The sequence below is a fragment of the Glutamicibacter sp. NPDC087673 genome (genome assembly GCF_044743255.1).
In the GTDB taxonomy this organism is placed as follows: Bacteria; Actinomycetota; Actinomycetes; order Actinomycetales; family Micrococcaceae; genus Glutamicibacter.
This window is the reverse complement of sequence record NZ_JBIUWB010000004.1, coordinates 399,570-425,255: the sequence shown is the minus strand read 5'-3', so window position 1 is coordinate 425,255 and position 25,686 is coordinate 399,570. Positions and strand designations below refer to the sequence as shown.

26 protein-coding genes are annotated in these 25,686 nt (G+C 64.2%); 2 read left to right on the top strand and 24 right to left on the bottom strand.

What is annotated here, in order from left to right; all coding sequences use genetic code 11:
• Window positions 1-1,530 (bottom strand): tRNA (N6-isopentenyl adenosine(37)-C2)-methylthiotransferase MiaB, encoded by a 1,530-nt coding sequence (gene miaB / locus ACIOTL_RS12160; RefSeq protein ID WP_400342853.1) that lies wholly within the window; start codon window positions 1,528-1,530, stop codon window positions 1-3.
• A 159-nt stretch (window positions 1,531-1,689) separates the two neighbouring features.
• Here miaB and ACIOTL_RS12155 point away from each other — a divergent pair, with 159 nt between their 5' ends.
• Entirely contained in the window at window positions 1,690-2,013 is a 324-nt protein-coding gene (locus tag ACIOTL_RS12155) for a hypothetical protein (RefSeq protein ID WP_146112308.1), read from the top strand.
• Here ACIOTL_RS12155 and ACIOTL_RS12150 read toward each other — a convergent pair.
• The 21 genes from ACIOTL_RS12150 to ACIOTL_RS12050 all read right to left on the bottom strand — a co-directional run bounded on the left by ACIOTL_RS12150 (window position 2,007) and on the right by ACIOTL_RS12050 (window position 22,363).
• Window positions 2,007-2,795, bottom strand: a complete 789-nt coding sequence (locus tag ACIOTL_RS12150) for a regulatory protein RecX (protein WP_105658166.1) — start codon at window positions 2,793-2,795, stop codon at window positions 2,007-2,009. The genes ACIOTL_RS12155 and ACIOTL_RS12150 overlap by 7 nt on opposite strands.
• Window positions 2,796-2,893: 98 nt before the next feature.
• Window positions 2,894-3,946 (bottom strand): recombinase RecA, encoded by a 1,053-nt coding sequence (recA, locus tag ACIOTL_RS12145; protein ID WP_105658167.1) that lies wholly within the window; start codon window positions 3,944-3,946, stop codon window positions 2,894-2,896.
• A 241-nt stretch (window positions 3,947-4,187) separates the two neighbouring features.
• The gene (locus ACIOTL_RS12140) at window positions 4,188-4,412 is read right to left on the bottom strand and encodes a DUF3046 domain-containing protein (RefSeq protein WP_105658168.1); all 225 of its coding nucleotides are present in this window, start codon (window positions 4,410-4,412) and stop codon (window positions 4,188-4,190) included.
• Between the two features lie 111 nt (window positions 4,413-4,523).
• Window positions 4,524-4,937 carry a helix-turn-helix domain-containing protein gene (locus ACIOTL_RS12135; protein WP_105658240.1) on the bottom strand — a complete coding sequence of 138 codons (414 nt, stop codon included), beginning with the start codon at window positions 4,935-4,937 and terminating at the stop codon, window positions 4,524-4,526.
• A 196-nt stretch (window positions 4,938-5,133) separates the two neighbouring features.
• Window positions 5,134-5,616 carry a CinA family protein gene (locus ACIOTL_RS12130; RefSeq protein WP_105661877.1) on the bottom strand — a complete coding sequence of 161 codons (483 nt, stop codon included), beginning with the start codon at window positions 5,614-5,616 and terminating at the stop codon, window positions 5,134-5,136.
• Window positions 5,617-5,626: 10 nt separating this feature from the next.
• The gene (gene pgsA / locus ACIOTL_RS12125) at window positions 5,627-6,229 is read right to left on the bottom strand and encodes a CDP-diacylglycerol--glycerol-3-phosphate 3-phosphatidyltransferase (RefSeq protein ID WP_133832958.1); all 603 of its coding nucleotides are present in this window, start codon (window positions 6,227-6,229) and stop codon (window positions 5,627-5,629) included.
• Window positions 6,230-6,234: 5 nt separating this feature from the next.
• Window positions 6,235-9,225, bottom strand: a complete 2,991-nt coding sequence (locus ACIOTL_RS12120) for a DNA translocase FtsK 4TM domain-containing protein (protein WP_400342851.1) — start codon at window positions 9,223-9,225, stop codon at window positions 6,235-6,237.
• A gap of 97 nt (window positions 9,226-9,322) precedes the next feature.
• Entirely contained in the window at window positions 9,323-9,574 is a 252-nt protein-coding gene (locus ACIOTL_RS12115; RefSeq protein WP_332498703.1) for a hypothetical protein, read from the bottom strand.
• A gap of 135 nt (window positions 9,575-9,709) precedes the next feature.
• On the bottom strand, window positions 9,710-10,171 hold the full coding sequence (locus ACIOTL_RS12110; protein WP_400342849.1) for a hypothetical protein: 462 nt from the start codon (window positions 10,169-10,171) through the stop codon (window positions 9,710-9,712).
• A gap of 94 nt (window positions 10,172-10,265) precedes the next feature.
• Window positions 10,266-11,669, bottom strand: coding sequence for a mycothione reductase (mtr, locus tag ACIOTL_RS12105; RefSeq protein ID WP_400342847.1), 1,404 nt, complete (start codon window positions 11,667-11,669; stop codon window positions 10,266-10,268).
• Between the two features lie 77 nt (window positions 11,670-11,746).
• Window positions 11,747-12,544 (bottom strand): ABC transporter ATP-binding protein, encoded by a 798-nt coding sequence (locus ACIOTL_RS12100; RefSeq protein WP_400342845.1) that lies wholly within the window; start codon window positions 12,542-12,544, stop codon window positions 11,747-11,749.
• 30 nt (window positions 12,545-12,574) lie between these two features.
• Complete coding sequence (locus ACIOTL_RS12095; protein WP_400342844.1) at window positions 12,575-13,660, bottom strand: FecCD family ABC transporter permease; 1,086 nt, start codon at window positions 13,658-13,660, stop codon at window positions 12,575-12,577.
• A gap of 17 nt (window positions 13,661-13,677) precedes the next feature.
• Entirely contained in the window at window positions 13,678-14,931 is a 1,254-nt protein-coding gene (locus ACIOTL_RS12090; RefSeq protein ID WP_400342842.1) for an MFS transporter, read from the bottom strand.
• Entirely contained in the window at window positions 14,928-16,223 is a 1,296-nt protein-coding gene (locus ACIOTL_RS12085; protein WP_400342840.1) for an opine metallophore biosynthesis dehydrogenase, read from the bottom strand. The genes ACIOTL_RS12090 and ACIOTL_RS12085 overlap by 4 nt, the downstream gene beginning before the upstream one ends.
• Window positions 16,224-16,226: 3 nt before the next feature.
• Window positions 16,227-17,060: a class I SAM-dependent methyltransferase gene (locus tag ACIOTL_RS12080; protein ID WP_400342838.1), complete on the bottom strand. Its 834-nt coding sequence runs from the start codon at window positions 17,058-17,060 to the stop codon at window positions 16,227-16,229.
• Complete coding sequence (locus ACIOTL_RS12075) at window positions 17,053-17,967, bottom strand: hypothetical protein (protein WP_400342836.1); 915 nt, start codon at window positions 17,965-17,967, stop codon at window positions 17,053-17,055. Before ACIOTL_RS12075 ends, ACIOTL_RS12080 begins: the two co-directional genes overlap by 8 nt.
• Entirely contained in the window at window positions 17,967-18,986 is a 1,020-nt protein-coding gene (locus tag ACIOTL_RS12070) for an ABC transporter substrate-binding protein (protein WP_332594695.1), read from the bottom strand. The genes ACIOTL_RS12075 and ACIOTL_RS12070 overlap by 1 nt, the downstream gene beginning before the upstream one ends.
• Window positions 18,987-19,222: 236 nt before the next feature.
• Window positions 19,223-20,125 carry an ABC transporter substrate-binding protein gene (locus ACIOTL_RS12065; protein ID WP_400290449.1) on the bottom strand — a complete coding sequence of 301 codons (903 nt, stop codon included), beginning with the start codon at window positions 20,123-20,125 and terminating at the stop codon, window positions 19,223-19,225.
• Entirely contained in the window at window positions 20,122-20,856 is a 735-nt protein-coding gene (locus ACIOTL_RS12060) for an ABC transporter permease (protein ID WP_400342834.1), read from the bottom strand. The genes ACIOTL_RS12065 and ACIOTL_RS12060 overlap by 4 nt, the downstream gene beginning before the upstream one ends.
• The gene (locus ACIOTL_RS12055; protein WP_400342833.1) at window positions 20,853-21,539 is read right to left on the bottom strand and encodes an ABC transporter permease; all 687 of its coding nucleotides are present in this window, start codon (window positions 21,537-21,539) and stop codon (window positions 20,853-20,855) included. Before ACIOTL_RS12055 ends, ACIOTL_RS12060 begins: the two co-directional genes overlap by 4 nt.
• Entirely contained in the window at window positions 21,536-22,363 is an 828-nt protein-coding gene (locus ACIOTL_RS12050) for an ABC transporter ATP-binding protein (RefSeq protein WP_400342831.1), read from the bottom strand. The genes ACIOTL_RS12055 and ACIOTL_RS12050 overlap by 4 nt, the downstream gene beginning before the upstream one ends.
• A gap of 220 nt (window positions 22,364-22,583) precedes the next feature.
• Between ACIOTL_RS12050 and ACIOTL_RS12045 the strand changes: the two genes are divergently transcribed.
• Complete coding sequence (locus ACIOTL_RS12045) at window positions 22,584-22,874, top strand: hypothetical protein (protein WP_400342830.1); 291 nt, start codon at window positions 22,584-22,586, stop codon at window positions 22,872-22,874.
• Window positions 22,875-23,035: 161 nt separating this feature from the next.
• Here the strand turns inward: ACIOTL_RS12045 and ACIOTL_RS12040 are convergent, their stop codons facing one another.
• The gene (locus ACIOTL_RS12040; protein ID WP_105658187.1) at window positions 23,036-24,742 is read right to left on the bottom strand and encodes a ribonuclease J; all 1,707 of its coding nucleotides are present in this window, start codon (window positions 24,740-24,742) and stop codon (window positions 23,036-23,038) included.
• 19 nt (window positions 24,743-24,761) lie between these two features.
• Window positions 24,762-25,673, bottom strand: coding sequence for a 4-hydroxy-tetrahydrodipicolinate synthase (gene dapA / locus ACIOTL_RS12035; protein WP_400342829.1), 912 nt, complete (start codon window positions 25,671-25,673; stop codon window positions 24,762-24,764).
• Window positions 25,674-25,686 lie beyond the last annotated feature (13 nt).

The window sequence follows — 25,686 nt, the reverse complement described above, 5'->3', positions numbered from 1 at the left end:
TTAGCTACGCACTTTCAAGGTTGGCATGCCCAAGCTCGTGCGGCCGATGGAACCGTTCGCAGCTGGGGAAGGTACCCCGCAGCTTTCGGCTTGGGCACGGTCCCAGGCATCCCCGGCACGCGAACGGCGCAGGGAGTACTGGTCAGCGGTGGGATCGGAAATCAGGTGGAATGATGCCACTTCGGTAATAGGCAGGGTGACCAGATCGCCTGGGCGCGGGGCTTGGGCTCCGTCAGGCACAGAGAAGTGCACCAGGCGCTGGTCCTGCGAGCGTCCGGACAGGCGCCGGGTTTCCCCGGACTTGCGTCCGGACTGCTCGGTGGCCATCACTTCTACGGTACGGCCCAGCTGCTTCGCATTCTCTTCCTTGGCAATGCGGTCCTGGAGCGCGGTCAGTCGCTCGTAGCGTTCCTGGACCACGGCCTTGGGCAGCTGGTCTTCAAGTTCGGCTGCCGGTGTTCCCGGCCGCTTGGAATACTGGAAGGTGAATGCCGAGGAGAATCGCGACGCTTCAACCACGTCGAGGGTGGCTTGGAAGTCCTCTTCGGTTTCGCCCGGGAAGCCAACGATGATGTCGGTGGTGATTGCCGCATGCGGGATGCGTTCGCGAACCTTTTCCAGGATGCCCAGGAATTTCTTGGACCGGTAGGAGCGGCGCATTTCCTTGAGCACCCTGTCCGAGCCGGACTGCAGCGGCATATGCAGCTGCGGCATCACGTTCGGGGTCTCGGCCATGGCATCGATGACGTCATCGGTGAAGGCCGCTGGGTGCGGGCTGGTGAAGCGCACGCGTTCGAGTCCTTCTATTTCGCCGCAAGCGCGCAGCAACTTGCCGAAGGCCAAGCGGTCTCCGAATTCCACGCCGTAGGAATTCACGTTCTGGCCCAGCAGGGTCACTTCGATGGCCCCATCATCGACCAGGGCCTGGATTTCGGCGAGGATCTCGCCCGGGCGGCGATCGCGCTCCTTGCCGCGCAAGGATGGGACGATGCAGAAGGTGCAGGTATTGTTGCAGCCCACGGAAATGGAGACCCAGCCTGCGTACACGGATTCGCGTCGAGTCGGCAAGGTGGATGGGAAGACATCCAGTGATTCCAGGATCTCCAGTTGCGCCTCCTGGTTGTGGCGCGAGCGGGCCAGCAGCGTAGGCAACGAACCGATATTGTGCGTGCCGAACACCACGTCTACCCATGGGGCTTTCTTGACGATGGTGTCCCGGTCCTTCTGGGCAAGGCACCCGCCGACGGCAATTTGCATATTGGGGCGTTCGGCCTTCAGGTTCTTCAGCAGGCCCAGATGCCCGTAGAGCTTGTTGTCTGCGTTTTCACGCACTGCGCAGGTATTGAAGACGACGACGTCGGCTGCTTCTTCGGCCAGCTCTTCGGATTTGCGGCTTAGGCCCGCATCTTCCAGGAGACCGGAGAGCCGCTCGGAATCGTGCACGTTCATTTGGCAGCCGAAGGTACGTACTTCATAGGTACGGGGTAGTTCTCCACTGTCGATGTTGCTCAAGGTATGTTGCTCAGTCACTCTTCAAGATTACCGAAGATTGGGTACTGCTGAAATACAGGTGACCTTGGGACGCGCTCCGGCGTGCTGTTCGCAGCGCGTGCCCGCTAATCGCCGGATTCACCGCTTCCCTCGGAAGGGTTAGGATTGAATTAGACTATCAACTAGCCAATTCGGCCTATGAGAGAGATTTCCGTGGAAAACCATTCACCCCGCCCACAACCGGAACCCGAGAAATCCCGCCCATTGCGCTTGTCACGCGGCATGAAGGTCTTCCATATCTGGATGGCCGGAATATCCGCACTTTTCCTTTTCGCCATCCCGATCGCCATCGGCCTCCTCCCGCCGATGGACCACGAGACCGATGACCTGCTGTTCAATATCGGTGTTGGCTCGGTGCTTGCCGGGATCGCCGCCTTGATCCTGTGGGCATACCAGGGCATTGACGATTGGCTTGGACGCCGCAGCAAAGCACCTGCCCAGGATCCGAAGCGCAATCAGTAGCGGCTACCGAAGCGCTCTTCCCATTCTTCGCGCGCGACCTTGAAGGCCAAGCCGCCGTTGTAGCCTTTACGCCCCAGCATCCCTACTAGTCGGCGTAATGCCCTATCCCGATCTGCGCCCATGGATTCCGGGCGCAGTTTCGCGCGAACCAGTTCACGGGCCCGCTGCTCCTCGGCCTCATCATCAATCTGCTCAAGCGCTTCAGCGGCCAGTTCATCGTCTACGCCCTTGGTGCGCAGCTCGCGCTTGATCGCCCCACGGGCCAAACCGCGCGAGCGCGCGCGGGCAACTACCCACGACTTCGCAAAGCGTTCATCATCAACGAGATTGATCTCGGCATACCGGTCGATGACTTCATCAGCGATATCCTCAGGGCATTGGTTGTCAAGAAGCTTGTCCTTGAGCTGTTTCGCGGTCTTGTCGCTGGCTGTGAGCTGGCGCAGCAAAATGCCACGCGCCTTTTCCCGCCACTGGTCATCGCTGAGCTCTTCGGGCTCCCCGGCTTCGCGCGCCGCTTTTCTCGCTTCGCGTGCTTCGCGGCGTTCCTGCTTCGAGGGTTTGGCCGGTGCGGGCGCGGCAACAATCTGTTCCATCGCCGCACGCAGCTCTTCAACACTGCCCGGTTTCCTGGATTCCTCCGGGAAGCTGGCAATGGTGCGGGAGGTGCTGCCCGCTGGCATGGCTGGGGTTGCGGCGCGCCGGGCGGCGCGTTCCCGCCTAGCTGATTCCTCAGCCGCTTGTGCTTCCACTTCTTCCGGGCTGGGTTTTGCCCAGTCCGGCATGTCCTCGGGATCCCCCTGGAACTCTTTGGAAACGGACGTAGCGTCCGACCCGGAATTCTTTCCGGGTCGGACGCTACGTCGCTGGAAGCCTGGGGCCACTACTTATCGCCCTCGACGACTCGCAGTTCGGTCTCGTCTTCTTCAACTTCTTCCTGTGGCAGAACGCCGAGCTTCTGCAAGATCTGGCGCTCGAGTTCGTCGGCCAGATCCGGGTTGTCGCGCAGGAAGCGGCGGGCGTTTTCCTTGCCCTGGCCCAGCTGGTCCCCGTCGTAGGTGAACCAGGCACCGGACTTCTTGACCAGGTTGTGCTCGACACCCATATCGATGAGCGAACCTTCGCGGGAGATGCCGTGGCCGTACAGGATGTCGAATTCAGCCTGCTTGAAAGGAGGAGCCATCTTGTTCTTGACGACCTTGCAGCGGGTGCGGTTGCCGACCGCATTGGTGCCCTCTTTCAGGGTCTCGATGCGGCGGATGTCGATGCGGACCGAAGCGTAGAACTTCAGCGCCTTGCCGCCAGTGGTGGTTTCCGGGCTGCCGAAGAAGACGCCAATCTTTTCACGCAGCTGGTTGATGAAGATTGCGGTAGTCTTCGAGGCCGAGAGGCGGCCGGTGATCTTGCGCAGAGCCTGGGACATCAAGCGGGCCTGCAGGCCGACATGGCTGTCACCCATTTCGCCTTCGATTTCGGCACGTGGAACCAGCGCTGCCACGGAGTCGATGACGATGATATCCAGCGCGCCGGAGCCCACGAGCATATCCATGATTTCCAGGGCCTGCTCGCCGGTATCCGGCTGGGAGACCAGCAGTGCGTCGGTGTCGACGCCCAGCTTCTTGGCGTATTCCGGATCAAGCGCGTGCTCAGCATCGATGAAAGCCGCAACGCCGCCGGCCTTCTGCGCGCTGGCGACTGCATGCAGGGCAACCGTGGTTTTACCCGAGGACTCAGGGCCGTAGATTTCAACCACGCGGCCGCGTGGCAGGCCGCCAATGCCAAGGGCGACATCCAAGGCAACCGAACCGGTAGGAATTACTTCAATGGGTGCACGGGTTTCATCGCCCAGGCGCATGACCGAGCCCTTGCCGTAGGCCTTGTCGATTTGGCCCAGGACAGCCTCTAGCGCCTTTTCCCGATCATTTTTTGCTGCCATGGTTCACCTTTGCTCTTGCAAGCCTGCTACGTACTTGCTCATGAATTTTGTCCTGCAATAGACAGTATGCTTGCCCACCGACACTTTGGACTCCGATAGCCCTCAAGTGTGGACAGTCTCAGTGCTTAAGTTTTTGGTGCAGTTTCCTGCGTTGCTTCTAGGATAACCCTATCCGAACAGGTGTTCGAAATTCAACACGGCATGTTCGAAGATCCAGTGCCGGGACTTTCGAACGGAGTCGCTACGATTCCTTCGGCTCGATATCCACGCCAAGCCAGCGTTCGGCCGGAATGTCTTGCGCCTTGCACAGGGCTTCCCAAATCTGCTTGGGCTTGATGCCCTTGTCCAGCGCCTGCGCGGCGGTGAGGCTGCCAAGTTCGGTAAGGGCCATGGAATCGGCCAGCACGTGGGAGTACCGCGCGCCGAACTCGTTTTCCATGTTGCGCCAGAAATCGCTGATTTTCACCTAATTATTCTCCCACGCATAGGCAAGGAGCCCACGCATTTCGCGCAGGCTCCTTGCACGGCTGCCGGCAGTCTCGATTACTGAGTAGCGGTAGCCCTAAAAAATTTGGTTCTAGACCGAGGCCAATGGCTTGTTGCCGCTCTTGGCCGCAAACTCGTTGGCCATATCCGTAGGGACGGTATCCGGGATAGCAATGCCCTCCGCCAGGGCAACGCGCTCGGATACTTCACGGAGCATCAGGGACAATGGGATTTCCAGCGCCACGCAGATCGAGGAGAGCAGCTCCGAAGAGGCTTCCTTCTGGCCACGCTCAACCTCGGACAGGTAGCCAAGGGAAACACGTGCGCTATGCGAAACCTCGCGAAGGGTACGCCCCTGGCGCTGACGGACGTCGCGCAGAACATCGCCGATTTCATGACGGAGTACTACCATTTTGTGCTCCTCCTTCTCGGGCTGGACCATATGGGCTTCTCCCATATCGCGCCAACGGACGACACCATTGACAGTTACGGGTTGCTTGACCATGAATTTAGCCTCTGCTCCTAGGTCCATCTCGAAGATCTAATCAAATACGGGGGCCATCCTTGCGGCCCTGCAATTCGTACAACGACAGGTCATACGATTTTGTTCCCGTACATTCACCCTAATCACTTAAATGCGACCTACGCCACATATGCCGTGATTTTTGCGTAACATCTCGGGAAGAAGAGTATTTCGCGTCTTACTGTGAAGAAGCTTTATCCAAGATGGCAGCGAACTGGTGAAGTGCCGCCAGGGTGCTCTGCTCGCGGATCTGTGCCCGGTCTCCCACGAAGTGGTGGACTTCGGATCCCGAGTCAGCGCCCATGGCCCACCCAATATACACGGTTCCCACCGCCTTGCCATCGTGCGGGTCCGGTCCAGCGACCCCGGTTGCAGAAATCGCCGCGTCTGCACCGCAGGCACGCTGCGCCCCTACGGCCATCTGCCGGGCAACCTCGGGATCCACCGATCCGTTGGAGGCAAGCAGCATCTCGTCGACGCCCAGCAGCGATGACTTCACCGCCGAGGAATAGCTGACAACTCCCCCGCGCAGCACCGCCGAGGCGCCGGGCACCTCGGCCAGGCGCGCGGCAATCATGCCAGCGGTCAGCGATTCGGCCGTAGCCAGCTGCACATCGCCTTCAATGGCCTTGGCGATCACCTCGGGTGCCTGGGGCTTCATGGTGCCGGCCCTACTTCTGCTTCTTGGCCGCGGCTGCCAGCTGGCCGGCCTTGACCAGGTATTCCAGACCGGTGACCACGGTGACGGCCAGGGTCAGCAGCATCAGGTACCACGCCACGGTGCCCAGCCAGTCAATGGTGTGGGTGTAGGGCAGCAGGTACAGGCCGATCACGATGGCCTGCAACACGGTCTTGATCTTGCCGCCCATATTCGCGGCAATCACGCCGTAGCGGATGACCACCACGCGCAGCAAGGTGATGCCCCATTCGCGCGCCAGGATCACGATGGTGACCCACCAAGGCAGCTCGGCCAGGATCGAGAAGCAAACCAGCGCCGAACCGGTGAGCAGCTTGTCGGCGATCGGGTCCGCGATCTTGCCGAAGTTGGTGACCAGCCCGCGGCTGCGCGCCAGGTCCCCGTCGAGCTTGTCGGTGTACATGGCCACCACGAAAAGTCCCAGCGCGACCCAGCGCCACAGGCCTTGCTCGTGGTTATCGGCCATCAGGGCCCAGACGAAGAAAGGCACCATGATGATGCGGATGGTAGTGAGCACGTTGGCGATATTCAGCGTTGGTACCGGTGGCTGGGCACTGCGGCCAGCTTGCTCGCTCATGGGTTTCAGTTTCTTCCTGTCAGGTCCCAGGCGTCTTCGCCAGGTTCGTCGGAGCCATCGAAGTAGTCGACGGCTTGCGGGCGATCTTCCAGATCCTTGGCAACCAGGTCCTCGGCATAGTCGGTGACCGGCTCGGCGTGGTTCACGTTGGCTTCGGCCACCAGCGCGGCCTCGGTGGGCGACGGGGTGCTGGTCGCCGGGTCATCGCCGCGCATCGCAGCCAGGACCATGGGCAGGTCATCGGGCTGGATCAGCACATCGCGGGCCTTGGAGCCCTCGGAAGGGCCGACAACGCCCCGCGATTCCATCAGGTCCATCAGGCGTCCGGCCTTGGCGAAGCCCACGCGCAGCTTGCGCTGCAGCATCGAGGTGGAGCCGAACTGGCTGGTGACCACGAGCTCGGTAGCCTGCAGCAGCAGATCCAGATCGTCTCCGATGTCCTCATCGATCTGCTTCTTCTTCTCGGCAGCCGGGATCACGTCTTCCCGGTACTCGGGCTTCAGCTGGCTCTTGACGTGCTCGACCACGCGGTGGATTTCGGATTCGGTCACCCAGGCGCCCTGCACGCGCATCGGCTTGGAGGTGCCCATCGGCAGGAACAGGGCGTCGCCCTGGCCCAGCAGCTTCTCGGCCCCGGGCTGGTCCAGGACCACACGGGAGTCGGTGACCGATGAGGTCGCGAAGGCCATGCGCGAGGGCACGTTGGCCTTGATCAAGCCGGTGACCACATCCACCGAGGGGCGCTGGGTGGCCAGCACCAGGTGGATGCCGGCGGCACGCGCCAGCTGGGTGATGCGCACGATGGACTCTTCGACATCGCGCGGGGCGACCATCATCAAGTCGGCGAGCTCATCGACGATCACCAGCAGGTACGGGTAGGGCTTGAGCACGCGCTTGGAACCCTCCGGAGGGTGCACCTTGCCGGCCTTGACGGCCTTGTTGAAGTCGTCGATGTGCTTGAAACCGAAGTTGGCCAGATCGTCGTAGCGGGTGTCCATTTCGCGGACCACCCAGCCCAGTGCCTCGGCGGCCTTCTTCGGGTTGGTGATGATCGGGGTGATCAGGTGCGGCACGCCTTCGTAGGCGGTCAGCTCCACGCGCTTGGGGTCGACCATGACCATGCGCACCTCGTCCGGGGTGGAGCGCATCAGGATCGAGGTGATCATCGAGTTCACGAACGAGGACTTGCCCGCGCCGGTGGCGCCTGCCACCAGCAGGTGCGGCATCTTGGCCAGGTTGGCCACGACGAAGCCGCCTTCCACGTCCTTGCCCACGCCCATCACCATCGGGTGCTCGGTCTTGCGGGCATTGGAGCTGCGCAGCACATCGCCCAGCGCCACGACTTCCTTGTCGGTGTTCGGGATCTCGATGCCGATGGCGGACTTGCCCGGAATCGGCGAGAGGATGCGCACATCCGAGGAAGCCACCGCATAGGAGATGTTCTTGGACAGCGCGGTGACCTTCTCCACCTTGGTGCCCGGGGCCAGCTCGATCTCGTAGCGGGTCACCGTGGGCCCGCGGGAGAACCCGGTGACCTTCGCGTCGACCTTGAATTGCTGCAGGGTGTTGGTCAGCGCGTCGACCACCACCTGGTTGGCCTCGGATGCTTCCTTGGCCGGCGGGCCGGCAGGAAGGTAGTGCTCCTCGGGCAGGGTGTAGGTGACATCCCCGGACAGCTGCAGCTGCTCGCTGCGCGCGGGGATCGGGGCCTGCGGGGATGCGGCGAGCCCGGCGGCGCGCGAGGAGACCTGGCCCATCGCGGAGGTGGTGGCCTCGGGTTCGGCCTTCAGCCCGATATTGGCCATGATCTCGGCCATCTCGGATTCGGCCTTGGTCGGGCGCTTGACTCCAGGCGGAGGACCGGAGGGCTTCGGGATGGCCACCGTGGCGGTGTCTTCCTGGGCCGGGGCGGCGGCGGACTCGAAGTCCGGGCGGGCGATGGCCTGGGTGGCGGCCTCGTCGGCGTCGAAGATCTTGCCGGAGTTGCGGTTGACGGCAGGCATCGCGCCGGTGGACTGCTCGGCAGGATCATCCTGGCCGATGACCGCCTTGTCGTAGGCGACATCGCCGGGGCGTTCAGCGTGCTCGCCGCCGTCCACGTCGTAGACCTCGGTGACCTTGCGGGCGGCCGCGGCCCGGCGTTCGAAGAAGCCGGGCTTCTTCTTCCTGGCAGCGGGGGCCGGAGCCTCGTCCTGCGGGTAGAGGTAGGACTGGTCATGGTCCTCGCCGGCTGGATCAAGTTCCACTGCGGCCGTGGGGCGGGCGGCACGGGGTGCGTCCGGGTCCTGGCCGAGCAGGCGGTTGTAGCCCGAACGCACGCGCGAAGGGATCTGCGTAAATGGCGTGGCGGTGACGATCAGGATGGACATGACCACCAGGAAGATGAACACGGCCATGGCGCCCGGGACCGAGATCAGCAGGCCCAGCGGGGTGCCCAGGATGGAACCGGCCATGCCGCCGGCATTCCAGAGGGCCTGGAAATCGTCGGAGACCGCTGGCGAGCCGTTGGCCAGCGAGGCGATGGAGGAGCCGGAGAGCGTCATGATCAGCAGGCCGATGCCGATGCGGTTGTTCGCGGTGACCGCCTCCGGGTAGCGGAAGAGCCGGAAGGCGCCGATGAACAAGATCACCGGCAGCAGCACGGCCATGAAGCCCAGGGTGCCGCCGGCGACCGCGTGCACGCCGGTGCCGAACCAGCCCGCATCGCGCAGGCCCCACCATTCGATGATCGCGACGATCATCGAGATCAGCGCGAGGAACAGTCCGGTGCCGTCGCGGCGCAGCTCGTAGTCAGGCTTGACGGTTCCGCCGATGCGGCGGAATGCGCCGCCGAAGATCCGGGCAATGCCCATCCACACGCTGCGTATTGCGCGCAGCGGCAGGGCGAGTTCCGCATCCGGGTTCTCGGGCGTTTTCTTGGAGGACGAGGAGCCAGGCGCCTTGGGTTTGCGCGCCGCGGTCTTCTTCGTCCCCTGAGACTGGGTACGTGGGGCCATACTCCAAGGGTATCGCCCCCGGCTGGATGCACCCCGAATTTACACGTCTGCACGGGATGCGCCAGCAGCTAGATAATCGTCACGTGGCGCCCGGGAACTATTGCGAGTACTCGATCACCAGGGTGTAGCGGCCATTGCCTTCCAGGCAGGCGTGGCTGCCGACTTCGTACCCGGACGCCTTGAAGGCATCCACCGTGGCGGTTTCCATCATGGCGCAGGTAGCGGCGCTGGAGACCTCTTGGGTGTAGGTCGTGCCGCTGGCGTGGGCCCCCGGGATTCCGGCCAGCCCCACCGCCCCGGCCAGCATTCCTGCCGCCGCGCCTGCGGCGAGATGGCTCTTGAACTTCATTTCCACTCCTGGTCTGCTTTCGTCCCCGGCGCTTGGGCCAAGCGCCCGCTTCCAAAAGTGCCACAGCACGCCCTGCACTGCCAGCAGCTTCCAGCCAGTAGCCAGCCAGCGCCTGGCCGCGGAGCCCGGATGGCCTCAGCCGCGGGCCGCGCAGCGGTTGAGCCCAGCCAGGATAGCGAAGCCCGAGGCAAAGCACACTGCCAGGAACCCCAGGGCCGTGCCTAGGAACGGGGCCGGATCGATTTCGCCCAGGCCCAGCGCGGCTATGGCCAACGCCGGAAGCAGTGCCGCGAGGACCGCGCCGATTCCGGCAGCGGCCGATTGCCTGGCTGCCGAGGCCTGCTGGTTCCCCATGGCCTGGATTTCAATGGCCGCATACGCACCGCTGCAGCAGATCAGGCCCACCACCACTCCTGCGAGCGCGCCGTAGGCCAAGGGCAGGCCGAGATCACCCAGGCCGCTGCCATAGCCGTCCCCGCGGATCGGCCAGAACATCCAGAGCACCGCCAGCGCACCGAGCACCATGCCCACCCCTGCAGCGATCGCGAACATGCTTCGGGTCATCGAGGCCACGGTCCTTGAAGTTTTCCCATTCATGGCTACAGCCTAGGACGACTAGGCAATATTTGCTACTGCCAGCGGGTTCAGCTGCCAGTTGGCCGCGGTTCACTGCCGGGAGGCCAGGCCGCCGCTAGGAGAAGTCCAGGCCGAGCAGTGCGTTCTCGGTGACCTCCGGCAAGGCCGGGTGGATCCAGTACTGCTGCGTGGCGACCTCGCGCACATCCAGCCCGAAGGCCATCACCGTAATCATCTGCTGGATCAGCGTTGACGCCTGCGGGCCCATGTAGTGCGCGCCCAGCAGCTTGCCGGTTTCCCGGTCAGCAATGAGCTTGGCGATACCGGTGCTGTCTTCCATGGCCCAGCCGTAGGCCACATCCCCGTACTTCTGCACCTTGGCGGTAATGTCGTGGCCTGCCTCGCGGGCTTCGTCCTCGGTCATGCCGACGTAGGCGATCTGCGGGTGGGTGAAGACCGCCGCCGGCACGTGCTCATGGGGCATCTGCTTCATGTTCTGCGGGTTCAGCAAGTTATGGCGTACCGCGCGCATTTCCGCGTTGGCCACATGCTTGAGCAGGAATGGCGAGGAAATATCGCCCAGCGCCCAGATGCCCTCGGCGGATGTCGAGCGGCCGTACTCATCCACGCTGACCCGTCCATCCTCGGAGTCGATGCCGGCACGGTCCAGATCCAGCTGGTCGCCGTTGGGGATGCGCCCCGTGGCCACAAGCAGCACCTCTGCACTGGCGGTGGAGCCGTCATCCAGGGTCAGCCTCACCCCGTCGGGCTCTTGCACGGCGCTGACCATGCTCCTGCCAGGGCGCACGTCATAGCGTTCTGCGGCCATCTGGTTGAATGGCCCGCGCAGATCGGCATCCAGCTGGCGCATGAGCTCGGAACGGGCCAGGATGGTGACCTTGGTGCCCAGTGCTTCGAAGACGTGGGCGAACTCCATGGCAATGTAGCCGCCACCGATGATCACGATGGACTTGGGCTGGCGGGCCAAGCGCATGATGTCCTCGTTGGTGCGGAAGGCCACGCCGGAATCGATGATTTCCTGCGGAATGAACGGGCGCGACCCGGCGGCCAGGACAATCTGGTCCGCGCTGATGGTCCTGGCTTCTGTTCCCTGCCCGGTACGCAGCGTGCGCTCGCCGACAAACCGCGCGTGCTGGTCGTAGACATCGATATTCGGCGTCTGCGCGCCACGGCGGTAGTCCTCGCCGCCCTGGGCAATGGGATCGATGCGCTTGCCGAAGACCCGGCTGACGATGCCTGGCCAGTCCACCGAATTGACCTGCGCATCGATTCCCAGCCGTGCCGCTTGCCTGGTTTCCAGGGCCACGTCTGCGGCGTAGACATACATCTTGGTCGGGATGCAGCCGACGTTCAGGCAGGTACCGCCGAAAGCGCCCTTCTCGATGATGGCAATGGATTTGCCATCGAATTCCGGACCGGGGATGGAGTTGCCCGAACCGGTGCCAAGGATGATCAGATCGTAGTGCTTGTCAGCCTCGAATACGGCGGAATTCGTCATGGCAGGGATACCTTTCACGGTCAATGCTGGGCCCGGCAGGCAGGCGCTTGGCCAATGCTTGCCTACCGGGCAGGCTATCATCCGGGCACTGGAGTGCCACTATGTTGCACCTTGGGCTCATCGGCCAGGCTGAAGACCAGTTGCACGATGCCGTTCACCAGCACCTGCTCCGCGTGGATCCCGTAGACCTGCAGCAGAAGCCCAGGGTCCAGCACCTCCTGGGGCGTGCCCGCAGCGATGACCCCGCCATTGGCCAGCATGACCAGCTTGCTGCAGTAGCGGGCGGCCAGGTTCAATTCGTGCAGCACCACCACCGTGGTGGTTCCCAGTTCCCCGACCATGCGCAGCAGCTCATGCTGGTAGCGGATATCCAGGTGGTTGGTGGGTTCATCCAGTAGCAAGTGCTCGGCCTGCTGGGCCAATGTCCGGGCAACCAGCACGCGCTGCTTTTCGCCGCCGGACAGGGTCGAGTAGCGGCGGTCGGCCAAGTGCCGGGCGCCGACCCGGGACAATGCCGAGGCAACTGCCTGGTGGTCCTCGCGGGCAAAGGCGGCCAGCGCCTTGCGGTGCGGAGCCCTGCCCAGGAGCACCATTTCGGCGACACTGACCGGCAGCTCGGTGGGCGTTTCCTGGGCCACGACGGCAATCCTGCGAGCAAGGTCGTTGCCGCGCAGCTCGGTGACGGGGCGCTCGTCCACGAGCACCAGTCCTGCCGTGGGCCGCAGCGCCGCATAGAGCGTGCGCAGCAGGGTGGATTTGCCGCTGCCGTTGGGGCCGATCAGCCCCACCACTTCCCCTGGGCCTGCCTGCAGCCCCGCCGATTCAATGACCAGCTTTCCGCCATAGCCCACGGAAATATCTGTAGCAGTAATCATGGTTCTTGCCTTCTTCCAGGTCCTTGGTTCCTATTGGGCCGCATTGAGCTTGCGAACCAGCGCGAACAGCAGCGGGGCGCCGAGCAATGCGGTGACGATTCCCAGCGGCAATTCCTGCGGTGCCATGGCCGTCCGGGCCAGCACATCGGCCCAGACCAGGAAGATCGCGCCGAGCAGGGCGGCTACCGGAATCAGGGTGCGGTGCGTGGAGCCGACGCACAGCCGGGCTACGTGCGGAATCACCAGCCCGACGAATCCGATGCCGCCGGAGGACGCAACCAGCGCGCCCACGCACACCGCGGTCACCACCATGACGGCCGCACGCAGCTTGGCCGGAGATATTCCCAGCGCTTGCGCGGTGCCATCGCCGATGGCCAGCGCGTCCAGCGGCCGCGACCAATAGGCCAGCAGCGTGGCGGTCCCGAGCACCACGATCCAGGTGATCATTGCCGATTGCCCGGTCGCCTGCGCCAGTGAACCCAGCGTCCAGAAAAGCACCGAACGGCCCGCATTGGGATCATCCGAAGCGAAGATCAGCAGCGAGGTGAGCGCGTGCAGCACATAGCCCACGGACACCCCGGCCAGCACCAGCCGGGTGGACGTCATCTCCGAACCGACCCGCGCCAGCAGGTAGACGAAGATCCCGGCGGCCAGCGCCCCGGCAAAGGCGCTGGTGGCCAGCGAGGCCGTGCCGATGCCGGCCGTGGCGCCGAAGAGGATCGCGGCCGCCGAGAGCGTGGAGGCCCCGGAGGTCACGCCCAGCAGGTAGGGCTCGGCCAGGATGTTGCGGGTCAGCGCCTGCAGCGCCACCCCGGCCAGGGCCAGCCCGGCCCCGACGGCGGCACCCAGCAGCACCCGCGGCACGCGCAGCAGCAGGACGATGGACTGGTCCGAGGCGCTGAATGCACCAGGTGCGGGCATCCCGGAAAGGTGCGCCTTGAGGATCTGCAGCACGGTGCCCGGCTCGATGGACACCGGGCCGAGCCCTACGGCCACCGGCAAGGTGGCCAGCAGTACGGCCAGCAGCCCGGCGATCCACAGCCAGGTGTGCCGGGCCCGCCGGTCATGGTCCAGGTCATCGCCGGCGCAGGCCAGCGGTTCCCGGGGTTTTCGCACGATAGGTTCCAACGGGGTCATGGCTGCCTTTCGGGGGTTTCGCCAATGGAATCGGTGCGCAGGCCCAGTGCGGCACCCAGCGCAATCAGGGTCAATGCGCCAAGCACGGCAGCGGCGGCCAGGTATCCGGCGGCGGCCAGCGCCGCTCCGGAGGCTGCTGTGCCCAGGAACAGGCCCAGGGACATGCCGGCCGCGTTCAGGCTCAGCGCGGTGCCGCGCACCTGCGTGCAACGGCTCACCAGCAGGCTCATCACGGCGGCCGCGACCACCGCGTGGCTAGCCGAAAGCAGCGCCGTGCCGGCCACCGCCAGCGGCAGCACCGGTGAGAGGTAGACGCCGAACAGCGCCACCAGCGAAATGCCCAGGCTGAAAACCATCACCGCACGGGTGCGCCGCTGCGAATCCCCGGCGTTGAGCATCCGCCCGGCCAGCAGGTGCCCCAGGAAGAAGGCCCCGCCGCTGACCGACCAGATGAACGCGAACCAGCTGGCGGTCAGCGCGAACTTCTCCGCGTACAGCGGGGCCAGGAAGGCCAGGTGCCCCATGAAGGCGCCGGCGCGGCCGAAGGAGACCAGCAGCAGCGCCCGGGCTCCGGGCACGCCGGCCAGGGTGCGGAAGGCAGCCAGGTAGCCCAGCCGGGCTGGAGCCGGAGCCGGGTCTGCCGAGCAGTGCCCGGCGCCGCGGCGGCCGTAGCGCAGCACCGCCGGGATCAGGGCGATGCTGATGGCGGCGATGGCGACCAGGTTTCCCTGCCAGCCCCAGAACATCGCCGGCAGCACCAGCAGCGGCGCGCCGATCGTGGAGGCCAGGGTCTGGGCCGTCATCACCAAGGTGGCTGCCCGGCCCGCGGCCGGGGTGGTGCCGAAGCGGTCCGCGGCCGCGGTTGACAGCGCCGGGTAGAGCAGCGCGTTGGACACCCCGGTGGCCAGGCAGAAAACTGCCAGAGCCGCCAGGCCCGAGAAGGTCCCCGCGATGGCGGCGGCGCCCATCAGCCCCAGCGCCGCGGCGGCCACGGTGCCCGGGGCGATGCGCCCGATCAGCGGGGCCAGCGCAACCCCGGCGAGCACCGCGCCGACGCCGGCCAGCCCGCGCAGGGTGCCGGTTTCGGCATAGCCGGCCCCGGCCCAGTCGGCGATGGGCACCAGGAAGGTGCTCAGCACCGTGAAGGGCAGCAGGCCCAGCGCCGAGGCCAGCAGCGCCGGCCAGATCTCGGCGATGATGCGCCGTTCGCTGGGCAGCTGCTGCGCTGTTTCGACTTCTGGCTGGCTCATGCCGCACTCCCGATTCCGGCGCTGATCATGGCCAGGTCCTCGGCGAAATCCTGCACCGCGAAGGCCGGCGAGCAGCCCTGGCCTTCCCGGGCCGAGGCCGCTTGCACCAGGGCGTCTTCGTAGGCGGCGAGCAGCGCGTCGATCATCGGGCAGGGCACGGCCAGTTCCCGGGCCAGGCCGGCGATGATCCTGGTGCGGTAGTAGTCTTCCTTGGGCATCCGCGGCACATCCCACTGGCCCTGGTCATTGCGGAAGACCGGGCGGAAGGCGATGGCCGAGAAGTCGAAGTAGCGGCCCTGCGCGTCGGGCTGCGAGAAGGGGTCGATGAGCAGCGAGGCGTAGCGCACGTAGAGCAGGTACTCCTGCTCGATGGCCGGCAGCTGCTCGAAGCTGGCTGCTTTCCCCGGGTCGATGCTCTGGGGGTGCACCGGATACCCGTCATCGAGCATGAAGGCCAGCAGGTTGACCGGCTGGCCGCCCAGTGCGGCGGTGATGGCCGACAGTTCCCGCCAGGCCTCGGCCATGGAGTGGATCAGCGCCGGGGTGACCGGGCCTTCGGGATAGAGCTTGTAGACGTACTGGACGGGCGGGGCGGGAGCGAAGACCGCGCGCAGCGCCTGCTCGTTGAAGAACAGGGCCGGATGCACGTACAGCGACATGTTCCGCGCCTCGGCTTCAACCGGCGATCCCGCCAGCTGCACTTCGGTGCCGGCCGCGGCATGCACCGCACGCAGCCGCTGCAGCGCGGGCGTGGCCCCGCCGGTGGAGCCGGCGTAGATGCGGGCCTTGGCGCCGGCGGTCAGCACCAGCGCTCCGCCGGTCCCCTCCACCTGCCGGGTGTCCCCCAGATAGCTGGAGAAGCTGATGATTTCCGGGTTGGTGCCGCTGCGGCGGGCGAATTCGCGCACCAGTGCCGCCGAGCCCAGCGTGGGCGAGAGCAGCACGATCCGCGCCAGCGATGCGAGCACCACCGGCGGCAGTTCGCGCAGCACCGGCAGGTAGGCGTCGGCGGTGGCCGCCAGCACCAGGGTGTCCCAGCCGCCGCGCACCTGCTGGTAGCCGCGGTAGCGGTGCTCGATGCGCACCTGCCCGGCCAGTGCGGCATGGGAGGGGTTTTGCACCTGGACGCGGGCGGTGCCGGCGTTGGCCTCCAGCGCGTCGAAGAAGGCGGCGCAGCGCTGCGAGGCGCGCCCGGCAATGCCCAGTTCCCCGGGCAGCGCCCCGAGCAGCACGGCGCTTTGCACCGCAACCGGTCCGGTTCCGGCAATGAGGATATTTCCCAGATCATCCATGGGTTAATTGCTTTCCGTTCTCGTGCGCGCCTTGGTGTACAGCGCGATGTCGAAGACCTGCCCGGGCTGGCGGATCGTTCCGTCCAGCTGCCACCGCCGGGGGTCCACTGGTTGCATCGGGTAGTTGAACAGCGACTTCAGCCCGTCGCCGAAGCGCATCGCGACCACCACGTCCTGCCGGGTGCGCGCGTGCAGCTGGTGCAGCAGCTCGTATTTCACGGCCACCGTGGAGCTGAAGACGATGTGCGTGGCCTGCGGCAGGAAGTCCAGCTGGTGGATTTGATCGCCCTGCAGGCCGATATCCAGGCCCTGCCCCAGCTGCGCCACGACCCGGCGGCCCAGCTCCAGCGCTTCGGGATCGATGTCGATCCCCACGGCGCTGGCCCCGGTGCGCGAGGCCAGGTTCAGCAGGGTCATCGGGAAGGAACCCGAACCGACCAGCAGCACCTTGGAGCTGGAGTCCGGGGCGACGGCGCCGAATTCCCCGGCGATGCACGATTCGATGTTGGCGAAGTAGCCCTCGGCTCCGCTGCGGCCTTCGAGCAGGCGCAGCGCCCGGTACTTCTCGATGACCGCGACGCAGCGCGCCGATTCGGTGCGCAGCGCCGCCACCAGCGCCGTGCCCTGGTCGGTGGCGGCCATCTGGGCATAGCCCGGTTCATTGGCCGGGTCGGTGACCAGCTGCGCATAGCCGGCCAGCAGCTCTTCGAGCGCCGCCGCGTGCCGCGTCGATCCGTCATAGTCTCGGGCGGCTTCGGCGAACAGTCCGAGGTAGCCGTGCAGCACGCCGGCCAGGCCGGCGGCGGCGGCCTGGGTGGCCAGTGGTGTTTCAGTCATGGATATATGCAGTCCCTTCGGCCACGATGCTTACTTCGGTGCTGATCTGCAGCGCGGTGGCCTTGGCGCGGCTGCCATCGGCGTGCACCTGCACGGTGCCTCCGGGCTGTTTCACGCTGGCATTGACCGGAGCCCCGGTTTTCGCTGCCAGGTAGGCGCCCAGCGCGGCGCTTCCCGAGCCGCAGCTGCCCTCCCAGATGAGGCTGCCCAGCGCCGGGACGCTGACCAGCGGGGCCAGCTGCCCGCGGTCCGGATCGTAGAGCATGATGCCCACGACGGACACCGCTTCGCTGGCGCCCAGGTCCAGGGCCAGTCGCTGCGCATGCCCGCGCAGCTTCGGATCCGAGCCGTCGCATTCGGCGACCAGGTGCACCGCATCGGCGTAGCGCACCAGCCCGGCGCCGGCGACGCCCGGGAACGGGTACGGGTCGATGCGCAGCGGCCAGGGCATTTTCAGCTGGCAGCGGTAGGCGGCACCGGCCGGCTCGACCCGGCAGCCCAGCAGTTGCGCGGCGCCGGAGGCTTCGATCAGCAGCTCAAGCGGGCCGCTGCGGGCGCGGCGCGCGGCCTGCAGCGCGGCCAGCGACATCGCGGCATTGGCGCAGAATTCGCCACCGGCCATGTGCAGCCGGGCCTGGGCCCGGGGCGAGCTGGGAGGCAGGATGAACCCGACTTGCTCGGCGTGCACATGCTCGGCGCGCAGCAGCCGGTCAGCGATGCTGCGGTAGTGCGCCGCGGGGTGCCGGCTGGTCACCAGCACGGTGGTATTCGATGCCGGACTGAGCTTGACGAATTCCACGGGGGTGGCGCCCCGGACCAGGCCGCGGTTGGGGCCGCGTCCGTGCCCCGGGCGGGCCACGCGGCGCGATGAGGCCGCTTGCCGGCGCAGCGCGGCTGGCTGGCTCATCAACGGGCCAGCCGGTCGGCGATCAGCTCGACCCCGTCCACTGCCAGCGGACCGGGCGAGGAATAGTAGTAGTTCAGCGGCACGATGGCGCTGTCCTGCTCGATGGCGGGCAATCCGGCCAATTCGGGGCGGTCGCGCAGCGCCTCGATGACCTGCTGGTCGGTTTCCAAGTTCGAGGAGCCTGTCGGCAGGTACATGGCGAAGACCTTGTCGGCGCCGCTGTTCACGAGTTCTTCGGTGGAGGGCTCGAAGTAGCGCTTGGGCACGTCGTTGAAGACGTTCTGAAGGCCAAGCAGTTCCATCTGCTCGGCAACCAGCGATTCATGGCCGTAGGATCCCAAGGTGCCTGCGGTGGGCACGTACAGCGGCATCCCGCGCTGCTGGCTTTCCTGCTTGACGCTGCGCGCGGCTTGCTCGACGCGTGCTCGCATCTGCTGCACGGAGTCCTCGGCCGCCTGCTCGGTGCCGAAGAGCTGGCCGTAGGACTGGACGTCCTTGTAGATCTGGTCGAAGCCGCTCAGCCCGCCGGTGGATCGATCCTCGAATCCGGCGCAATATCCGCTGACGGTCAGCATCTTCACTCCGGCGCTTTCCAGGCGTTCAGCCAACGAGTCGAGATCGATTCCAGCAGCGATATCGGTGCCGATCACCACGTCTGCTCCCGAGTCCAGGATCATTTCGTAGGAGACATCATGCGAGTCCTCGGTAATCCGCTCCGCGTTGCGCACTGCCGCCATGGTTTCTTCGTCGAAAGGCACCTGCCAGCTGCCTGCGTAGTGCGTGAGCTTGTCTCCCGCTCCAGCGGCGGCCAGCAGGGCCGGGGCTTCGGACCCGACTGCAAGAACGCTGTCCGGCGCCTTGTCGAAGACGACCTGCCTTCCGCAACTGTCCAGGGAAATGCTCTTGGCGCCGGTGCCCTGCGGTGCACCGCTGGCAGATCCGGCTGGCGCGCCGCATCCGGTGGCCAGGGCCAGGATGGCAACCGGCACGGCCAACTTCCAGGGATTGAGTTTTTTCATCTATCAGTGCTCCATTCATGGCGGGCAGGCCTCGGCCGCCGAGATCCGGCGAGCTCCTCTGCCAACAGAGCTAAACACTAATGAGAATCATTATCAATTGTCAAAACGAGCAAGCCACGGAATACCCCTCAGCCAAGCCGCTGCCGTTTCCGGACAAGGAAAAGCAGCCGCACTGCCCGTCATTGCGTGGGCGGTGCGGCTGCGGTGAAGCTATGTTCTTATGCTGGCTTGCCGGGCTACAGCCCCTCGGAAGTCAGCCATGCCGAAGCGATGTCGGCGGCAGACTTCTTGTCCACGGTGCTCTGCACGTTGAGGTCCACCAGAACCTGCGCTGTCAGTTTTTCGCTGACCGGATTCAGGACTTCTGCCAATTCCCCGGATTGATCAGCGGCCACCAATGGCACCACATTCGATGCCAGGAATAGCGACTTCGGGTCTTCAAGGACTACCAAGTCCTCCGTCTGGATCCGCGGATCCGCGGTAAAGACGTTGGCGACATTCACCGTGCCGGCGGCCAGGTCTTCAACGGTCGTGTCGCCAGTTGCCGAGAATTCGGCCTTGACGCCATATGCGCTCTCCAAGCCCTTGGGTCCATAGGGGCGTTGCGCCAATTCAGGCGGGCCGCCCACGGTCAAGGGTTCGGAAATGCCGGCCAGATCCTCGATGCTCGCAAGCTTATTGGCTTCAGCGAATTCCTTGGTCACCGTGTAGGAGTCCTGATCCGAAGCTGGCGCGGCTTCGAGCACGGCCAGCGAATCCGGCAAGGATTCCTTCAGCTCGCTGTACACCTCATCGGCGGAGCGTGCTTCGGTGTCTTCCTTGTAGAACTGCAGCAGGTTGCCGGTGTATTCAGGGAAGACATCAATGCTGCCGTCTTCCAGCTGGGGCATGTAGGCATCGCGCTGCCCGATGCTGAATTTCCGTTCCACTTCCATGCCGGCTCCCTCAAGCGCCTGGGCATAGATCTCAGCAACGATTTCATTGGAATAGTAGGCCTGCGAACCGACAACGATCGCTTCCCCACCCTCCCGGGTGGCATCGCTTTCGGTGGCCAACGGATCCGCACCGGAGCATCCAGCGAGTGCGAGGCTTCCGGCCAGCACGAGAGCACTCGTGGACAATATCTTCTTGGTTCTCATGACATTTCCCTTTCGCGGGTGATTGAGTCATCGGTATCTTGGTAAGTTTTCTTCTTCTTCGAGGGCACGCCCAGCCCGTGGGGCACAGCCGCTTTCTGCGCGATGGCAAATGCCAAATCCAGCACCAAGGCCAGCGCGGCAACCATCAAGGCGCCGCCCAGGACCATGTCGAAGCGCCGCAGGTTCAGACCGGTGATGATGGGCAGTCCCAGGCCGCCGAGATTTACGTAGGCGGCAACAGTAACGGTGGCGACTACTTGAAGAACGGCGGAGCGGATCCCGCCTACGAGCAGCGCAAGTCCCAGTGGGATCTCGACTTTGACGAGGATCTGCCATTCGGTCATCCCCATGGCCCGGGCAGCATCGATGGTTTTGCGGTCAATTGCTTCGAAGCCGGTATAGGCTCCGGCCAGCAGTGATGGAATTGCCAGCACGACGAAGGTCAGCATGGCCGCTTCTGGCTTGTGCAGAACTCCCAGAAGCAGCACCAGCAGAATCAGCAGGCCGAAGGATGGCACCGCACGCGCAACGCCGGCCAGCCCGACGGCCAATTCCCTTCCTCGCCCGGTGTGGCCAATGGCCCATCCCGCAGGGATGGCAATCGCGCTAGCAATTAGCACAGCAAGCACGGTGAACAGCAAGTGCTGCCCCAGCAGGCTAGCCAGTCCCCCATCGCCCTGCCACTGCTCGGGAGCGAAGATCCACGCCAGCGCATCGGAAATCAGATTCATGAGGACACCTTCTGCGTGGACGCCTGCGCTGCAGTTCGTTTTTGCCTGGTGTTCGTTGCAGCCCAAGGCATCAGCCAACGGCCGGCCAAGAGCAACAACAGGTCAACGAGCAGCGCGATCACTGCCACCGCGATGATCCCCGCCAGGACTTCTTCAATGATGCGACGCTGCAGACCGTTGGTGAATAGGTAGCCCAAGTTGGTTACCCCAACCAGGATGCCGACCGTTGCCAGCGAGATGGTGCTGACCGCGGTCACGCGCAGCCCAGCCAGAACTACGGGACCGGCCAAGGGAAGGTCGACTGCGAAGAAACGGCGTGCCGATCCGTAGCCCATGGCAGTTGCGGCCGACCTGGTTGCCGGGTCCACCGAGTTCAGCCCATCGACCACGCTGCGCACCATGATCGCTATCGCGTAGATCGCCAAGGCGAGAATGAGATTGGCTTCGCTGATCGCGCTCATCCCGGTGAGTACGGGCAGGATCATCAGCAGAGCCAGCGAAGGGATCGTGTAGAGCAATCCGGTGATGCTCACGACCGGTCCGCGCACCAGTTTGTAGCGCCAGGCCACCCAACCCAGCGGAATCGACAGGATGAATCCGAGAATGATTGCTATCAGGGACTGGCGCAGGTGCTCCAGCGATAGCGAACCAATGAGTCCGAGATTTTCCAGGACCCAGTTCACTGGACAGACCCATCCTCGACCAGCTTGCCTTGGGTCCGGCCTTGCGCATCAACCAGGACGGTTCCGTGCTCCGTCTGCTTCAAGCTCAGCGCCCGTGCCCCACGCTGCGCGCCAATGAAGGAGGCGACAAAATCATTGGCTGGATTTTCAATGATCTCGCTGGGGCTGCCGACCTGGAGCTTCTGTGCGCCCGCCGCCAGAATTACCACCTGGTCCCCCAGGAGGAAGGCTTCATCAATATCGTGGGTGACAAAGACTATGGTCTTATCGAGTTCTCTTTGGAGACGAAGCAATTCTTCTTGCAGCTCGGCGCGAACGATAGGGTCCACTGCGCCGAAGGGCTCGTCCATGAGCAGGATGTTCGGATCGGCGGCCAGCCCGCGTGCCACGCCAACGCGTTGCTGCTGGCCTCCAGAGAGCTGATGCGGATACCTGTCGGCCATGGAGCCGGCCAGCCCAACCGTGCCCATCAGTTCCAAGGCACGCGCTCGTGATGCCTTGCTCGTTTCACCCATGAGCCGCGGCACGGTCGCAATGTTCTGTGCGACAGTGAAATGAGGCAGCAGGCCGGAGTTCTGCATCACGTAGCCGATGCTGCGGCGCAGGCCCACCGCCGGCTTGCTGGCGATGTCCTCGCCGTCGATACGGAGCGTACCGCTGCTCGGATCAACCATGTGGTTGATCATCCGCAGCAATGTTGTCTTGCCGCAGCCTGAGGAACCTACGAAGACTGTGGTGCGGTGTGCCGGAATTTGCAGGCTGAAATCCTTGACGGCAACGGTGCCATCCGGATAGTGCTTGGAAACGTTATCGAACTCAATCATGCACATTCCTCCACAGCGGCTTCGATCCAACCCATTGGGTGATGCCCGGGCATATTTCGTCTCCTTGAGCTGGCGTTGAGCCCAATTCTGCCTTAAAAGTGCTGTGACAGCACCAGATGCCGGGAAATAGCCAGCTTCATGCTGCGTGGTGGTTCCCGGTTTCCTTCGGGAACATCGGTAGAGTCAGTGAAAATCATCTTTACTGCATTTGGAGAAGACCTTGCGCATACGCTCAATAGGCATCGCGACGGCAACCTTAATCGTTGGTGCCCTGGCACTCTCATCACCGGCACTCGCTGGCCAGCAAGGCGTCGCCCCATCCGGTGGTTGGGACGGCTCAGTTTCCATGGAAGCCGGCACCGGTGAGGTGCTGGAGCAGATCGATATGGACCACTGGGATTCCGTCATTGCAGTCGACGCGCAAACAGGGCAAATCCTGCCGCAAAGTCCCGCCCCGGCAATCGAGCTCGATAACTCGCCAAGTCCTGCATACCTTGGCTTCTTTGGCTGACACTTGAGCTTTGACCCAAGCCTTGCGGTTGCTTTCCCATAAAAATATTGCCTCGAACCTGGCGGGTTCTAACGGTCGTCGCAACTCCTGATTGTTCAGGGTGTTGCGACGACCGTTAGAACCCGCCCCTTAATTGGTTCGAGGCAATATTTTTTGGAAGCCTAGGCTTCGAGCACTACAGGAACGATCATTGGGCGGCGACGCAGCTTGCGCGAAACCCACGAGCCGATCACGCGGCGCGTGATCTGCTGCAGCTGGTGCGTGGAGTGGTTCGGGTTGTTGCCCACCGCTTCCATAATCGCAGCTGCGATCTTCGGCTTGATCTCGTTGAAGACCGAGTCCTCTTCGGCTACACCACGTGCGTGGATGTCCGGGCCGGAGATGATCGTACCGTTCTGGCGGTTGATCACGGTGATGACCGAGATGAAGCCTTCTTCACCCAGGGTGACGCGGTCCTTCAGGTCATCATCGGTGATGGTGCCGACCTTGGAACCGTCAACGTAGACGTAGCCGCATTCGACCTGGCCAACGAGCTTTGCAACGCCGTCCTTCATGTCGATGACCGAGCCGTCGTCTGCCAGCAGCACGTTGTCCTCCGGGACACCGGCCTGCGCGGCCAGGCGGCCGTTGGCAATCAGGTGGCGGGTTTCGCCGTGCACCGGAAGCACGTTCTTCGGGCGCAGGATGTTGTAGCAGTAGAGCAATTCGCCAGCCGATGCGTGACCGGAAACGTGGACCTTGGCCATGCCCTTGTGGATGACCTCGGCGCCCAAGCGCATCAGGCCGTTGATCACGCGGAAGACCGAGTTCTCGTTGCCCGGGATCAGGCTGGAGGCCAGGATGACGGTGTCGCCCGGGTTGATCTGGACCTTGTGCTCGCCGTTGGCCATGCGGGACAGTGCAGCCATCGGCTCGCCCTGCGAACCGGTGGACATCAGCACGACCTTGTGGTCTGGCAGCGAATCGATCTGCTTCAGGTCGACCAGGACGCCCTGTGGCACTTCGAGGTAGCCCAAGCGTTCGGCGATGCCCATGTTGCGCACCATCGAGCGGCCGATGAAGGCCACCTTGCGGCCGTGCACCGCTGCGGCGTCCAGAACCTGCTGCACGCGGTGGACGTGCGAGGAGAACGAAGCGACGATGATGCGGCGTCGGGCGCGCGCGAACTTTGCCTCGAGTACCGGGCCGATTTCGCGTTCGGCAACGGTGAAGCCCGGAACTTCGGCGTTGGTGGAGTCCGGCAGGAACAAGTCCACGCCTTCCTCGCCCAGGCGCGCGAAGTGGCGCAGGTCGGTGATGCGGCCGTCAAGTGGCAGCTGGTCCATCTTGAAGTCGCCGGTGTGCAGCACGGTACCGGCTTCGGTGCGCAGGAATACAGCCAAGGCATCCGGGATCGAGTGGTTCACAGCTACGAACTCGCATTCGAAGTTGCCAACCTGCGCGATCTCGCCCTCCACCACGATATTGGTGTTGGCCTTGATGCGGTGTTCTGCCAGCTTTGCTTCGACGAAGGCCAGGGTCAGCTTCGACCCGTACAAAGGGATGTCTTCGCGCAGGCGCAACAGGTACGGAACAGCACCGATGTGGTCCTCGTGGCCGTGGGTCAGCACGAGGCCCACCACGTCGTCCAAGCGGTCCTTGATGTAGGAGAAGTCTGGCAGGATCAGATCCACGCCAGGCTGGTGCTCCTCGGGGAAGAGCACGCCGCAGTCGATGATCAACAGTTTCCCGTTGAGTTCGAAAACGGTCATGTTTCGGCCGACCTCGCCCAAGCCGCCGAGGGGAACAATTCGCATTGTTCCCTTCTTCAGCTTCGCCGGAGTCTGCATACGCGCAGCGTCAGCCTTGCCTACTGAACTCTCAGTCATATGTGGTTAGTCCCTTTCGTTACAGATCCCATCCACCTTCACGTAGGTCCGCGCGGATGGCATCGAGCTCTGCGTCCGACGGTGCCAACAGCGGCAGTCGGACGACGGTGTTCGGCAGGACACCCTGCCAGTGAAGTCCATATTTTGCGGCCACGGCGCCCTGAATGTGGCCCATGATGCCGCGCTGGATCGCGTCCAGCTCAAAGTGTGTGGTGCGTGCAGTCGCCAGATCTCCTGCATGCATTGCATTAACAAGCGTACGGTACTTAGCGGCCGCAACGTGAGCGGTGACCGAAACCACGCCGACAGCACCTGCTGCCATCAGCGGCAAAGTCAGCCCATCGTCGCCGGAGTACACGTGCAGATCGGTTGTGGCCAGCACGGTGGTGGTGGACTGGTAATCCGCCTTGGCATCCTTCAGCGCAATGACCTGAGGAATCCTGGACAGTTCAATGATGGTCTCGGGCGCCAGCGCGATGCCGGTGCGTCCCGGGATGTCGTAGAGCATGATGGGCAGTTCAACGGCTTCGGCGATGGCCTTGACGTGGGCGATGACGCCAGCCTGGCTTGGCTTGTTGTAGTAGGGGGTGGTCAACAGCACACCGTCTACGCCCGCTTCCTTGGCAGCCAGCGAGAGCTTGATGGAGTGGCGGGTGTCGTTGGTAGTGGAACCGGCCAGCACTGCGGCACGGTCCCCCACCGCCTCGGCGACGGTACGGAACATCTCGATGTTCTCTTCATCGGTCAGGGTCGAGGTCTCGCCGGTGGTGCCGGTGACGACCAGTCCGTCGCAGCCATCATCAACCAGCTTCGTTGCCAGTTTGGCAGCCATCGCGTAATCGACTTCACCCGCTTCATCGAAGGGCGTGACCATAGCGGTCAGCACGGTACCGAACGGGTATGCCTGATTATCAATTGCACTTGTAGCCATGGCATTAAATCTA